Source organism: Micromonospora humi (assembly GCF_900090105.1).
Classification (GTDB): Bacteria; Actinomycetota; Actinomycetes; order Mycobacteriales; family Micromonosporaceae; genus Micromonospora; species Micromonospora humi.
Genome location: NZ_FMDM01000007.1, coordinates 62,896 through 75,328 on the forward strand (window position 1 = coordinate 62,896; position 12,433 = coordinate 75,328).

Below are 12,433 nucleotides of genomic sequence, written 5' to 3' on the forward strand. Positions count from 1 at the left end.
CTCAGCCGGCGCGGCGGGACTCCCCGCCGCGCTGCGGCCGGCCGGCGCGCCCCCGCTCCGGGGCGTCCGGGTCGGCCCGCCAGGAGCCGCCGCGTTGCTCCCGCTCCGGTCGGGCCAGCGCGGCCAGGACGTGCGCCAGGTGGTGCGACGTGCTCCAGGCGATCCAGTTGGCCTCCGAGCCGGCGCCGGCGCCACGCCGGGCCCGACGGAGCACCTCGTGGTCGCCCCACGAGAAACCCGCCCCGGCCGCCGCCCAATGCGGGGCGGTCACCAGCGTGCGACACAGGTCGGCGAAGCGTTCGTCACCCCGCCCGCCCCGCCGGGACCAGCGGTAGATCCACCACGCGCCACCCGCCGCCCAGCGCAGCGTCGGCAGTCGGTCACCCGGGGCGTCCGCCGCACGCACCGCGCTTCCCACGCCGTAGTCGCCGTAGCCCAGCCGCAGGTCGGCCAGGCGTTGCCAGAGCAGCCAGTCGAAGCGGTCCAGGCGGACCGGTTCGTCGGTGGGGAGCCGGGACAGCGCCGGCGGCATCCCGCCCGCCGCCACCGTCACCGACCGCCAGGCGTGCCGCCGGGCCCACTCGGCCGCGCGGCGCACACGGGGTTCGGCCAGCCGGACGTCGGCCAGGCAGCACACGTCCCCCGCGTCCAACAGCAGGTCGCACTGCTCCGGCACCAGTCCGGTCGACCGCCACACCCGCTCCACGGCAGCGGTGGTGGCGTCCGGGCCGGCGCGGTCCGGGCCGGTCCGCAGCCGGACCACCGCCCGGCCCGCCCAGGCCCGCGCCGCCGCACCGTGCGCCGCCAACCGCCGGTCACTCTCCGCGAGACCGATCACCGGCACCAGAGGTACGCCCCAGCGGACCGGGTCGTGTTCCGGGGCGTCCGGCAACGCCGACACGTCGACGGCGGGCAGGATCCCGCCGGGGAGCCGCCCGAGCGCGTCCGGCGCCCCGGAGGTGGCCGAGGTGACGTCGACGATCGGCGCGACCAGGCCGACGGCGGTGTCGTCGAGGTGGGTCAGCGCCTCCAGTTCGCCCCGGCGAGCGGCCAGCACGGGACGGTAGACCGGGTCCGACGGCCAGCCGCCGGGTACGGACACCATACTTCAATGTAGCGACTCGATCGCTCTGCGTCACCAGGGTGTCGGCCGGGATGCCCGGAGCACCATTGACAGGCCGCGCGCCCCGGTGGTGGCATGGTCTCCGCGGGTACGGCCGGGCATGGACGGGCATCCATCACCACCCCTGCGCCGCCCCGTGCCCGGGTCGGCCCGCCCGGAAGGCCGATCCCATGACCCCGCAGTCCCGCCTCCGGCTCGTCGCGGCCCTGGCCGCCGGCGCGGCCGCGTTGCTCGTCGCCGGTCAACTGCCCGCGCTCGCGGTCGACGACCCGCCCGCGCCGGTGACCGGCAACGCCACCCACTTCGACGGCCTCGGCTCCCCGTACGGCGGCTGCGGCCTGCCGCAGTCCGAACTGGACGCGCCGGACTTCGTCGCGCTCAACGTCTACGACCTGCCCGGCGACTACACGTCCTATCCGGTCCGGCCGCTGCCGCCGGCCCAGGCGGACCGCATCGGCCTGTGGAACAACGGCCTCAACTGCGGCCGGTTCGTCCGGGTGACCATCGGCGACCGCTGCACCGGCACGAACGACGGCGCGCCGGGGCAGCCGTTCTGCCGCAACGGCTCGTGGGTCGCCGACGGCTACAACGGCGCCACGCTGACCATGGTGGTCGCCGACTCCTGCGGTGACGGCAACGCCTGGTGCCGGGACGACCGTAACCACCTGGACCTGTCCACCGGCTCGTTGAACCGGTTCGCGCGCGCCGGCGTCCCGGTCGGCGACCTTTATCCGAACCACTGGAACAACCGGCGGGTGTCCTGGTCGTTCGTGCCCGCGCCGGACTACTCCGGCGACATCCGGATCGCGTTCCTGCGGGGGGCGCAACGCTACTGGCCGGCCATCGCGGTCTCCCACCTGGCCAACGGCATCCACGGGGTGGAGTACCTGGCCGACGGGGTGTGGCGGGCCGCCACCATGAACAGCGACATGGGTCAGTCGTACATCCTGGGCGCCACCACCGCGGGCGGCACGGACTTCCAGATCCGGGTGCGCGACGTCACGGGCGCGCTGGTCAACGGCGGCCGCGTGTACCGGTTCGGGCTGCCGGCCTCGTGCGGCGGCACCTGCTCGGCCGCGTACACGCCGGTCACCTACACCACGGCGGACGGCTCGACGGCGTCACCGACGGAGTCGCCCAGCCCGACCGGCTCGCCCAGCCCGACGGTGTCGCCCAGCCCGACCGGCACGCCGAGCCCGACGCCCACCGGCACGCCGCCGCCGTCCGGTGCGGGCTGCACGGCGACCTGGACGGTCACCGGCGCGTGGGCGGGCGGCTTCCAGGCCGAGGTGGCCGTCCGCAACACCGGCACCTCCGCCGCCACCGGCTGGAACAGCGAGGTCGTCTTCGCCGGCGGACAGCGGCTGGTGAACGCGTGGAACGCGGGCGCGACCCAGGCCGGCGCGCGGGTCACCGCCACGAACGCCGCCTGGAACGGGACGCTGCCCGCCGGTGGCGTCACCAGTTGGGGTCTGGTCGTCTCCGGCGACAACCAGCCGCCGGCCGAGCTGCGCTGCACGCTGCGGTGACCCGAGCGGGCCGGGTGCGGAGGGTTCCGCACCCGGCCCGGACCCGAGTCGGCCGCTCGACCGGCGCGGCGTCGTCCGCCGCCGTCCAGTCGTCGTGCCGTCCAGTTGCCGCGTCGGCCGTCGGTCGTCGGCCGTCGGTCGTCGGGCGCGGACTGGTCGTCGCGCTGGCCGCCGCCGGTCGCGACTCAGTCGTCGTCGCCGTGCCGGTCGCCGCCGTGATCGTCCCCGCCACGGTCGTCCCGGCCGTCGTCGCCGCGCCCGCCGTGGTCGTCCGCGCCGGTCCGTCGCGGCTCGGCCTCCAGCACCGCGCCGGTCTCCCGGTCGACCTTGATCTCGTGCCGCAGGCCGTCGTGCACGACCTTGACGCTCCACGCCGGACGGCCGTGCTCGGTCTCCGCCTCCACCTCGGTGACCCTTCCGCCTCCGGCCCGGGCCAGCGCCACCTCGGCGGCCCGCTGCCGGCTCACCGTCCCACCCCTCGCCGGGGCGGTGGCCGTGCCGTCGTCGCGACCCCGCCGGGCCGGATCGTCCTCGCCGGCCACGCCCGTGCCGTCGTCGTCGCGACCCTGCCGGGCCGGATTGTCCTCGACCGCGTTCGACGACCCGGCCGGGTCGTCCTCGGCGCCGGTGCGGGTCGGGCCGTCCGCTCCGGAGCGCGAGCCGACCCTGCCGTCGTCGGCGGTGCCCTGCCGGGCCGGGTTGTCCTCCACCGTCACGGCCACCGGGGCGGACCGCCCGCTCGACTGGTCCGCCGCGACCACGCCGAGCGCCGCGCCGGTCACCGCCAACACGGCCACGCCACCGGCCGCCGCCAGCATCAGGGAAGTACGTCGCATCGTCGTCACCTTTCCTCGGTTCCTGTCCACGACGATGCGCGCCGGCCGGTCAGCGCCGCGCTAGCCGAAGGCCAACGCCGGGTTAAGGCGGCTGAGCGAACCGGACGTGCCACCCGGGAACCAGGCCGATCCGCGCAGCGCAGACACCCATGGCGTGCCACCCACTCGCGATCCGGCCCGGGAGTGGAACGTCATGGGTGCGTCAGGGCACGGCAGACACCCATGGCGTTCCACCGACACCTCACCGGGGGAGGGGGGCTCGATCACTGTGGGGCGGGCGGGGTGGCGGCGAGCCGGAGCACCACCCGGGCACCGCCGTCGGCACCGGTCGACAGCTCCAGCCGGCCACCGCCCGCGCCGGCCGCCCGCTCGGCGATGTCCAGGCCCAGCCCGGTCGACCCGCCCCGGCTGACGCCCCGCCGCACCGGCCCCGGCGGCAGCCCCGGGCCGGCGTCCGCCACGGTCAGCGCCACCTCGTCCGCCTCCGCCGCCAGGCGCACCGTGAACGGGGTGCCGTCCGGCGTGTGGGCGAACACGTTGCCCAGCAACGCGTCCACGGCGGCGGCCAGCTCGTCGCCGCCGAGCCGGACCGGCAGCGGGCCGGGGGCGAGGTCGAGCGTGACGGTCCGGCCGGTGTCCTCCGCGAGCACCGACCAGAACGTCACCCGCTCGCCGACGACGGCGGCGGCGTCGCACCTGCCCTCGGCGGCGGCCGCGCTGCGCCACCGGGCCTGGCGGATCACGCCGGTCACCGCCCGCTCCAGGCCGTCCACCGCAGCGGTCAGGCGGGCGGCGTCGTCCGGGTCGCGCAACGACTCGGCCTCCAGCCGGAGCGCCGTCAACGGGGTACGCAGCCGGTGCGACAGGTCGGCCACCTGCTCGCGCTCCTCCCGCAGCAGGACCTGGATCCGCCCGGCGAGATGGTTCAACGCGCCCGCGACCTCCCGCAGCTCGGCCGGGCCGGCCGGTTCGACGCGGGCGTCCAGCTCCGCGTTCGCCAGCCGGTGGGAGACCGCCGACAGCGCCGAGATCGGCCGCACCAGCGCGCCGGCCAGGCGGTCGGCGACCACCAGACCGACCACCACGAGCAGCGCGCCGAGCAGCGCCAGCACCAGCCAGGCGCGGGTCACGCCGGCGCCCAGCTCGGCCGGCGGCACGACCGTGCGGATCACCCCGGTGCCCTCCGGCCGGCCCTGCACCGCGACCACCACCTCCCGCCCGGCGGCCGACTCCACGGTCAGGCTCTGCCCACGTGCCGCCAGGACGACGGCGGGGGTACGCGCCGCCCGCGCGCCGAGCACCGTGCCGTCGGCGAGGAAGACGGTCACCTCGCGGCCGGTGTCGGTGGCGAGCTGGTCCACGGTCAGCCGGACGGTCTCCGGCGTGGCGGTGCCGACCACCGCGACCAGCCGCTGCACGTCGGCGGTGGCCCGGGCGGTGGCGCGGTCCGCGGCGACGGTGCGCACCAGCACGGCCAGCGGCACCAGGAACGCGACCATGACGAGCACGCCGACGGCCGCGACCAGCAGCGCCAGCCGGCCCCTCACCGGTTCCGCTCCGGCACGTCCAGCCGCACCCCGACCCCGCGCACGGTGTGCAGGTAGCGTGGCGCCTGGGCGCTCTCGCCGAGCTTGCGGCGCAGCCAGGACAGGTGCACGTCGACCGTCTTGTCGGCCCCGCCGTACGGGATCCGCCACACCTCGGTGAGCAACTCCCGCTTGGTGACGACCTGCCCGGGGCGGCCGGCGAGGTGGTGCAACAGGTCGAACTCGCGGGGGGTCAGCTCCACCGGTACGCCGTCGAGCGTCACCTGACGGGCCCGCCTGTCGATCCGCAGTCCGCCGACGACGAGCGCGGTCTCCGTCGCGCCGCCGGTGGCCGAGCGGCGCAGCACCGCGCGGACCCGCGCGTCGAGTTGCGCGGCGGTGAACGGCTTCACCAGGTAGTCGTCGGCGCCGGCGTCGAGCAGGCGGACGATCTCGACCTCGTCGTCGCGGGCGGTCGCCACCACCACCGGCACCGCGCTCACCGCGCGCAGCATCCGCAGCAGTTCGCCACCGTCCAGATCGGGCAGCCCGAGGTCGAGCACGACCAGGTCGGGCCGGTCGTCCAAGGCGTCACGCAGCCCGCCCAGCGCGGTCGACGCGGCGGCCACCGCGTGCCCGTACTCCCGCAGGGCGCGCAGCAGTGGGGTGCGGATGGTCAGGTCGTCCTCGACGAGCAGCAGGCGCGCCACGCAACGCACGATAGCCCCTGCCCGGACCGGTGGCCGGGGCTCTTAACCGGACCTTAGGGTCGCCCTGGGACCAGCCCCACCCGATGGCGGGGCACACTCGGGGGCATGGACCGCCGTACCCTTCTCGCCGTCACCGGCTGGCTGGCCACGACCGCCGCGGCGACGCTCGTCGGGCTCGCCGCCGTCGACCTGGTGGGCGCGGACATCACCGGCACGGCCGGCGGGGTACGCACCGAACAGGACGTGGCACGCGCGCTCGCCGTACCCGAGCCGGGGCCGGGCGACGCGGACGCGAGCCCGGCCGCGACGCCGACCGGCGCGGCGTCGGGCCCCCCGACGTCGACCGGCGCCCGGCGCGGCTTCGTCACGGCCGGCGGCAGCGTGCTCGCCGAGTGCGGACCCGACGGCGTGCGCGTGGTGACCTGGTCCCCGGCGCCCGGTTATCGGACGAAGGACGCCGACCCCGGACCCGACGACCACGTCGAGGTGCGCTTCGTCGGCGCCGGGCAGGAGTACGAGCTTCGGCTGCGCTGCCGTGACGCGGTGCCGGTCAGAGACGCCAAGGACTGACGTTTCCGCAGCTCAGGGGCATCAATTGTCCGTGATCGGACAGTGCTGTCGCTGGTTGGCCGGCGGTGACGCGACATAGCGTCGACAGCAGAGAAGTGATCGCCGCTGATCGCCCGGACGCACCACGAACGCCTCCTGCCGGCGCACCAGTGGGAGAGAGGATCACCATGCCCAGCCCCAGACCGAGGAGGGGAGCGACCGGTCAGCCGGCCCCGCCCGCGCACGAGGCGACGCGCGCCGACACCGAGATCGACTCGGGTTCGGCGCCCGGGCTGCCGGCCACCGCGCGCGTGCTGTTCGCCGTGGTCGACGCGAACGGCACCCTCGTCCGTGGCCTCGGCGCCACCTCGTCCACCCGGCTCGCCGCGGGGATGTACCAGGTCGCCTTCGACCAGGACGTCGCCCGGGCGGCGTACGTCGGGACGGTGGGCCCGGCCACCGGCGGCGGGCTCGCGCAGCAGGGCGTCATCACGGTGGCGCCGCGGGCCGGGATCGCGAACGCGGTCTTCGTCGAGACGCACGCCGCCAGCGGGCACGCGGACCGGCCGTTCCACCTCGCCGTGCTCGCCTGACACGAGCGCGCGGCGCCGCACGACCCGGAGGTCGAAGCGTCGCCGCGCTCTGGCCGTCTCCCACCGGCGCAGCCGTACGGCGGTACGTCAGCGGGGACCTGGCTCGACCGGTCCAGCTCGCACCGGTCTTGTCGCCTGCAGATGCCCCTTCCCGGCGCGGTCAAACCCGGAACGGGTGGGGAATTCCACCATCTGCCACTCCCGGCGTGGCGGGCGCACGAACGGGGTATGAGCGGGCCATGGAGCATTTCACGATCGCGACCGTCGCCGAGAAGAGTCCCGACTTCCGCCGCGTGCTCTGGACCGGTGAGCACACGCAGTTGGTCATCATGACCATTCCGCCGGGCGGCGAGATCGGCGAGGAGGTCCACGAGGGCATCGACCAGATCCTCACCTTCGTCAGCGGCACCGGTGAGGCGCGCGTGGCCGGGGAGAAGAAGGACGTCGTCGCCGGCGACCTGGTGGTCGTGCCGTCCGGCACGAAGCACAACTTCGTCAACACCGGGCCGAACCCGCTGGTGCTCTACACCGTCTACGGCCCGCCGGAGCACGCCGACGGCGCGGTGCACAAGACGAAGGAGGAGGCGGACGCCGCCGAGGAGGCCGGCGAGGACGAGCCGCCCACGTCCTGAGTGTGCGTGGTGAGAAGGGGCCCCTTCTATGCCTCAGGCGTTAAGCGGGGGCCCCTCCTTACACCAGGTCGGGGTATTTGATGCCGGCGCCGGTGTTCAGCACGACGACCCGCTCCCCGGGCCGGATCCACCCGCCGGCGCGCAGGTGCCGGGCCGCGGTCAGGCAGGCCGCGCCCTCCGGGCAGAGCAGCAGTCCCTCCCGGGCGGCGAAGTCGCGCAGGTCGGCGAGGATCTCCGCGTCGTCCACCGCGATCGCGGTGCCGGAACTCTCCCGCAACGCGTCCAGGATCAGCTCGTCGCCGAGCGGGGCGGGGACGGTGATCCCGAACGCGACGGTGTGCGCGTCCGCCCACGGGGTGGCCCGCGACTCGCCGGCCGCGAACGCGCGCACGATCGGCGCGCAGCCGGTCGACTGCACGGCCACCAGCCGCGGCAGGCGGTCCTCCACCCAGCCCAACTCGCGCAGCTCGTGCAGCGCCTTGTGGATGCCGATCAGCCCGACGCCGCCGCCGGTCGGATAGATGATCACATCGGGCACCTGCCAGCCGAGCTGCTCGACGATCTCGTAGCCCATCGTCTTCTTGCCCTCCAGGCGGTAGGGCTCGCGCAGCGTGCCGGCGTCGAAGACCCGCCCGCCGGACGCGGCCACCAGCGCGGCGATCTCCCGGCCGGCGTCGTTGATCAGACCGTCGATCAGCCGCAGGTCCGCCCCGGCGGCGAGGCACTCCTGGCGGCAGATGGTCGGCGCGGCCAGCGGCATGGCGATCGTCGCGCCCATCCCGGCCCGGGCCGCGTACGTCGCCCAGGCCGCGCCGGCGTTGCCGTTGGTCGGCATGGCGATCCGCTCGACGCCCAGCTCCCGGGCCCGGCTCACGCCGACCGCCGCACCCCGGGCCTTGAACGACCCGGTCGGCGTCAGCCCCTCGTCCTTGACGATCAGCTCGTCCACGCCGATCTCGTGGCCGTACGCCGGGGCGTGCCACAGCGGCGTCCAGCCCTCGCCCAGCGTGGTGACGAACCGGGGATCGGCCACCGGCAGCAGTTCCCGGTAGCGCCACAGGTCGGCCGGGCGCAGCCCGAACTGCTCCGGGGTCGTGGTGGCGGCCACCGCCGCCAGGTCGTAGCGGGCCAGCAGCGGGGACCCGCACCCGCACAGGTTCTGCAGCTTGTCGGCCGGGTGGTCCAGGCCGCAGCGCGGGCACTCCAGGTGCGTCAGGTGCACGGTGGGTCCTCAGCTCGCGTCGATGCTCAGCCAGTGCCGACTGCGCCGGCCCGGTTCGTACTCCGAGTCGAGACGCTTCGCCACCACTCCCGGGAGCCCCTGCTCACGGGCGGCCCGTAGGGCGTCCGCGCCGACTCCCGGGAACCACGGCGGAGTCTGCCAGTGCGGGCCGGTGAGCGCCAGCGCGTCGCGCAGTCCACGGCGTTGCGCGTACGGCACGTGGAGGCTGGCCACCCCCTCCAGCCAGCGCAGGTCGACGGCGAGGAACCGGCCGTCGCGCCGGGTCGGCGGGTGGAGGCGCCCGGCCGGGTCGATCCGCACCCGCCACCTCGACATTCTCCGTCAGCGTCGGGCGACACGCCGGCATGGCGGCGGCGATCAGGGGTAGAACCGTCGGCATGGACCTCGACCAGCCCACCCTCCCGCTCACCGGCGACGTCCGGATCCCGCTCCTCGGCTTCGGCACGTGGCAGGCCACCGGCGAGGACGGCTACCAGGCCGTGCTCGCCGCGCTCGACGCCGGCTACCGCCACCTGGACACCGCCACCATGTACGGCAACGAGAAGGAGGTCGGGCGCGCGGTCAAGGAGAGCGGACTGCGCCGGGAGGACCTCTTCATCACCACGAAGCTGCCGCCGGACCGGGTCGGCCGGGAGCGGGAGACCATCGAGGCGAGCCTCGACGCGCTGGACACCGACCACGTCGACCTGTGGCTGGTGCACTGGCCACCGCCCGCGCCCGGCGACAGCATCCCGGTGTGGCGCGAGATGCTGGCCGCCCGGGACGAGAACCTGGCCCGCGCGGTCGGCGTGAGCAACTACTCGATCGCGCAGCTCGACGAGCTGATCCAGGCCACCGAGGAGACGCCCGCGGTCAACCAGATCCGGTGGAGCCCGGCGCTGTACGACAGGCAGACACACGTCGCCCACCGCGACCGGGGGGTGGCGCTGGAGGGCTACAGCCCGTTCAAGACCAGCGACCTGTCCGACCCGGTGCTGGTCCGCATCGCCCAGGCGCACGACGTGTCGCCCGCCCAGGTGGTGCTGCGCTGGCACATCGACCACGAGACCGTGGTGATCCCGAAGTCGGTCACGCCGGAGCGGATCCGGGCCAACGCCGACGTGTTCGGGTTCTCGCTGACCGCCGAGGAGATGCGCGACATCGACGCGCTCGGCGGCTGACGCCGCGTACGCGAAGAGGGGGCGCGGTCCGGTGCGGACCGCGCCCCCTCGTGTCGCGACGGTCAGCCTCGGGCGCAGGTGGCGCCGTTGAGGGTGAAGCTGCTCGGCGCGGAGAAGCTGCCGTTCAGCGTGGCCTGGTAGCCGAAGTTGGTCGAGGCGCCCGGGGAGAGGGTGCCGTTGTAGTCGACGTTCCGGGCGGTCACCGCCGAGCCGCTCTGCGTCACGGTGGCGTTCCACGCGCTCGTCGCGTTCTGCCCGGAGGGCAGGTTGTAGTTGAGCGTCCAGCCGTTGATCGTGCTGTTGCCGGTGTTCTTCACCGTCACCTCGGCGGTGAAGCCGTTGTTCCACACGTTCGTCGACCGGTAGGTCACGGTGCAGGCCGTGTTGCCCGAGGGCGGCGGCGTGCTGGTCGGCGGCGTGCTGGTCGGCGGCGTGTTGCCGCCGAGGTTGACGCTCTGCGAGAACGAGTTCACCGCCAGGCCGACGCCGCCCTGCCACGGCTCGAAGCCGGCCTGGATGCTGGTCAGGTACCAGTCGTTGGTGATCGCGCCCCGGTTGCGGGTGTCGTTGATGAACGCCATCGCGTCGAAGCTGTAGCTGGCGACGGCGGACGGCGCCACGTACGAGATGACGTTGTTGGAGCCGTTGCTGCCCCGCCAGACCTCCCAGGTCCGGCCGGCGATGCTGGCGTTGCCGACCGGGGAGCCGATGGGCTGGATGGAACCCTGTCGGTTGAGCCAGATCATGATCTCCATCTGGTTCACGCCGTCCTTCTTGGGCGACGGGTCGAGCCAGATGTCGTACGCGGCGTCGTAGGTCCCGCCGACGTAGTTGAAGCTGATGCTGCTCGGTGCGCTGCTGATGTTCTTGACCTGGGCCGGCAGGTTCGTGCCGGGGGAGCAGTTGGTGTAGTGGCAGCCGAAGAAGATCGACGGGTACGAGACCGGTGCCCCGTTGGTGGGCGCGGAGCCGTCCGCGCGGGTGATGGAGAAGCCGGTCGAGGTGACGTTGATGCACTGCTGGGCGCTCGTGCCCCAGCGGTTGTTCTGCACCACGTACCTGCCGCCGATGGTGGTGGAGCCGTACTGCTCGCAGATCTGCGTGTCGGCCGAAGCGGTGCCGCCGAGCGCGACGGCGACGATGCTGCCGGCGGCCAGCAGGCCGGCCGCGGCGAGGGCTCTGAGTGAACGCTTCATGATGCTCCTTGGTTCGGCGCGGGGGCGCCGGGACTGTCGGGGGGTACGCGCGGGAGCGCTCCCAAGTTCACCAGAACACATTTACATGTTTGAAACCGTTGCGCAACTGAACCGGTTAAGAAGAGTGCGGAGCGGGTCGGCGGCCACTTCCGCCGCCTGATTGCGGCGAGTAGTGTCTTGCCTCCGACGCGTTCCGACCCCCTCCCGGAGGCGTACCCCACGATGGGTGGTTCTCCCCTGCGCATCCTCGTCGTCGGCGCGGGCATCGCCGGCCTCGCCGTGGCCCGGGCGCTGCGCCTGGCGGGGTTCCGGCCCGACGTCACCGAGCGGCTGCCACCCACCGAACACACCGACACCGGCCTCTACCTCCCCGGCAACGCCGCCCGGGCGATGCGCCGGCTCGACCTGGACGGCCCGCTGCGGCCGCTCGGCGAGGTGATCCACCGGCAGCGCTTCCTCGACGCCGCCGGCTCGCCGCTGTGCGAGGTGGACCTGGACGCGCTCTGGGCCGGCGTGGGGGAGTGCCGCGCCCTGCCCCGGGCCGAGCTGCACCGGGTCCTGCTCACCGGGGCCGGCGGCGCGGTCCGGCACGGCGCCGAGGTGAGCACCGTCGAGCCGCTGCCCGGCGGTGTCGCGGTCGGTTTCACCGACGGCACCGGCGGGGAGTACGACCTGGTCGTCGGCGCGGACGGGCCGCGCTCCGCGGTACGCACCCTGGCCGCGCTCGGCGGCCCGCCGCGCGCCGCCGGGCAGGTGATCTACCGCGCCGTGGTGCAGGGCGGCCCGCGGGTCGCCGACTGGACCGCGCTGCTCGGCCAGCGGGCCGGCTTCCTCGTGGTGCCGCTCGGCGCGGGCCGGCTCTACTGCTGTGCCGACGAGGCCGGGAGCGTCCTGCCGGCCGACCCGCTGGCCCGGCTGCACGAGCTGTTCGGCCACTACGGCGGCCCGGTGCCGGAGGTGCTCGCCGCGCTGGAGACGGTGCACGTGGAGCGCACCGAGGAGGTCGAGCTGGGGCGCTGGTTCCACGGCCGGGTGCTGCTGGTCGGTGACGCCGCTCACGCCGTCGCGCCGACCCTCTCCCAGGGCGCCGCCATGGCGCTGGAGGACGCCGTCGTGCTCGCCGAGTCGCTGCGCGCCGCCGGCAGCGTCGACGCCGCGCTGATCGCGTACGAGAGTCGCCGCCGGCCGCGTACCCGCTGGGTGCGGGACCGGACCCGGGACCGCAACCGCACCCGCGACGTGCCGCCGGCGCTGCGCGACCCGGTGCTGCGCGGGCGCGGCGGGCGGATCTTCGGAGAGCACTACCGGCTCCTCACCGGACCGCTGTAGCGGGTCG

The 12,433-nt window shown here is 74.7% G+C and carries 12 protein-coding genes and 1 pseudogene; 6 read left to right on the forward strand and 7 right to left on the reverse strand.

Going from position 1 to position 12,433, the window contains the following annotated elements:
- Position 1 precedes the first annotated feature (1 nt).
- Positions 2-1,105 (reverse strand): beta family protein, encoded by a 1,104-nt coding sequence (locus tag GA0070213_RS15240; protein ID WP_425412833.1) that lies wholly within the window; start codon positions 1,103-1,105, stop codon positions 2-4.
- 188 nt (positions 1,106-1,293) lie between these two features.
- Between GA0070213_RS15240 and GA0070213_RS15245 the strand changes: the two genes are divergently transcribed.
- Positions 1,294-2,652 carry a cellulose binding domain-containing protein gene (locus GA0070213_RS15245; protein ID WP_091063440.1) on the forward strand — a complete coding sequence of 453 codons (1,359 nt, stop codon included), beginning with the start codon at positions 1,294-1,296 and terminating at the stop codon, positions 2,650-2,652.
- 185 nt (positions 2,653-2,837) lie between these two features.
- Here GA0070213_RS15245 and GA0070213_RS15250 read toward each other — a convergent pair whose 3' ends face one another.
- The 3 genes from GA0070213_RS15250 to GA0070213_RS15260 form a co-directional block, all read right to left on the reverse strand.
- On the reverse strand, positions 2,838-3,488 hold the full coding sequence (locus GA0070213_RS15250; RefSeq protein WP_139128680.1) for a PepSY domain-containing protein: 651 nt from the start codon (positions 3,486-3,488) through the stop codon (positions 2,838-2,840).
- Between the two features lie 263 nt (positions 3,489-3,751).
- Positions 3,752-5,035 (reverse strand): sensor histidine kinase, encoded by a 1,284-nt coding sequence (locus GA0070213_RS15255; protein WP_091063449.1) that lies wholly within the window; start codon positions 5,033-5,035, stop codon positions 3,752-3,754.
- A complete protein-coding gene (locus GA0070213_RS15260) occupies positions 5,032-5,724 on the reverse strand; it encodes a response regulator transcription factor (protein WP_091063451.1) in 693 nt (230 codons plus the stop codon). The genes GA0070213_RS15255 and GA0070213_RS15260 overlap by 4 nt, the downstream gene beginning before the upstream one ends.
- 105 nt (positions 5,725-5,829) lie before the next feature.
- Here GA0070213_RS15260 and GA0070213_RS15265 point away from each other — a divergent pair, with 105 nt between their 5' ends.
- The 3 genes from GA0070213_RS15265 (at position 5,830) to GA0070213_RS15275 (ending at position 7,498) form a co-directional block, all read left to right on the forward strand.
- A complete protein-coding gene (locus tag GA0070213_RS15265) occupies positions 5,830-6,294 on the forward strand; it encodes a septum formation initiator (protein ID WP_091063452.1) in 465 nt (154 codons plus the stop codon).
- 167 nt (positions 6,295-6,461) lie between these two features.
- Positions 6,462-6,866, forward strand: coding sequence for a hypothetical protein (locus GA0070213_RS15270; RefSeq protein WP_091063454.1), 405 nt, complete (start codon positions 6,462-6,464; stop codon positions 6,864-6,866).
- 239 nt (positions 6,867-7,105) lie between these two features.
- Entirely contained in the window at positions 7,106-7,498 is a 393-nt protein-coding gene (locus GA0070213_RS15275; protein WP_091063455.1) for a cupin domain-containing protein, read from the forward strand.
- A gap of 58 nt (positions 7,499-7,556) precedes the next feature.
- On the opposite strand, the gene GA0070213_RS15280 is transcribed toward GA0070213_RS15275, so the two are convergent.
- Entirely contained in the window at positions 7,557-8,720 is a 1,164-nt protein-coding gene (locus GA0070213_RS15280; protein WP_091063457.1) for a threonine synthase, read from the reverse strand.
- Between the two features lie 9 nt (positions 8,721-8,729).
- Positions 8,730-9,041 (reverse strand): annotated as a pseudogene (locus GA0070213_RS15285) (DNA ligase-like domain-containing protein); the annotation flags it as partial.
- Positions 9,042-9,118: 77 nt separating this feature from the next.
- On the opposite strand from GA0070213_RS15285, the gene GA0070213_RS15290 reads away from it, so the two are divergent.
- A complete protein-coding gene (locus GA0070213_RS15290) occupies positions 9,119-9,901 on the forward strand; it encodes an aldo/keto reductase (protein ID WP_091063460.1) in 783 nt (260 codons plus the stop codon).
- A 62-nt stretch (positions 9,902-9,963) separates the two neighbouring features.
- On the opposite strand, the gene GA0070213_RS15295 is transcribed toward GA0070213_RS15290, so the two are convergent.
- The gene (locus GA0070213_RS15295; RefSeq protein WP_091063463.1) at positions 9,964-11,097 is read right to left on the reverse strand and encodes a glycoside hydrolase family 12 protein; all 1,134 of its coding nucleotides are present in this window, start codon (positions 11,095-11,097) and stop codon (positions 9,964-9,966) included.
- Between the two features lie 222 nt (positions 11,098-11,319).
- On the opposite strand from GA0070213_RS15295, the gene GA0070213_RS15300 reads away from it, so the two are divergent.
- On the forward strand, positions 11,320-12,426 hold the full coding sequence (locus tag GA0070213_RS15300; protein WP_091063467.1) for an FAD-dependent monooxygenase: 1,107 nt from the start codon (positions 11,320-11,322) through the stop codon (positions 12,424-12,426).
- Positions 12,427-12,433: the final 7 nt, after the last annotated feature.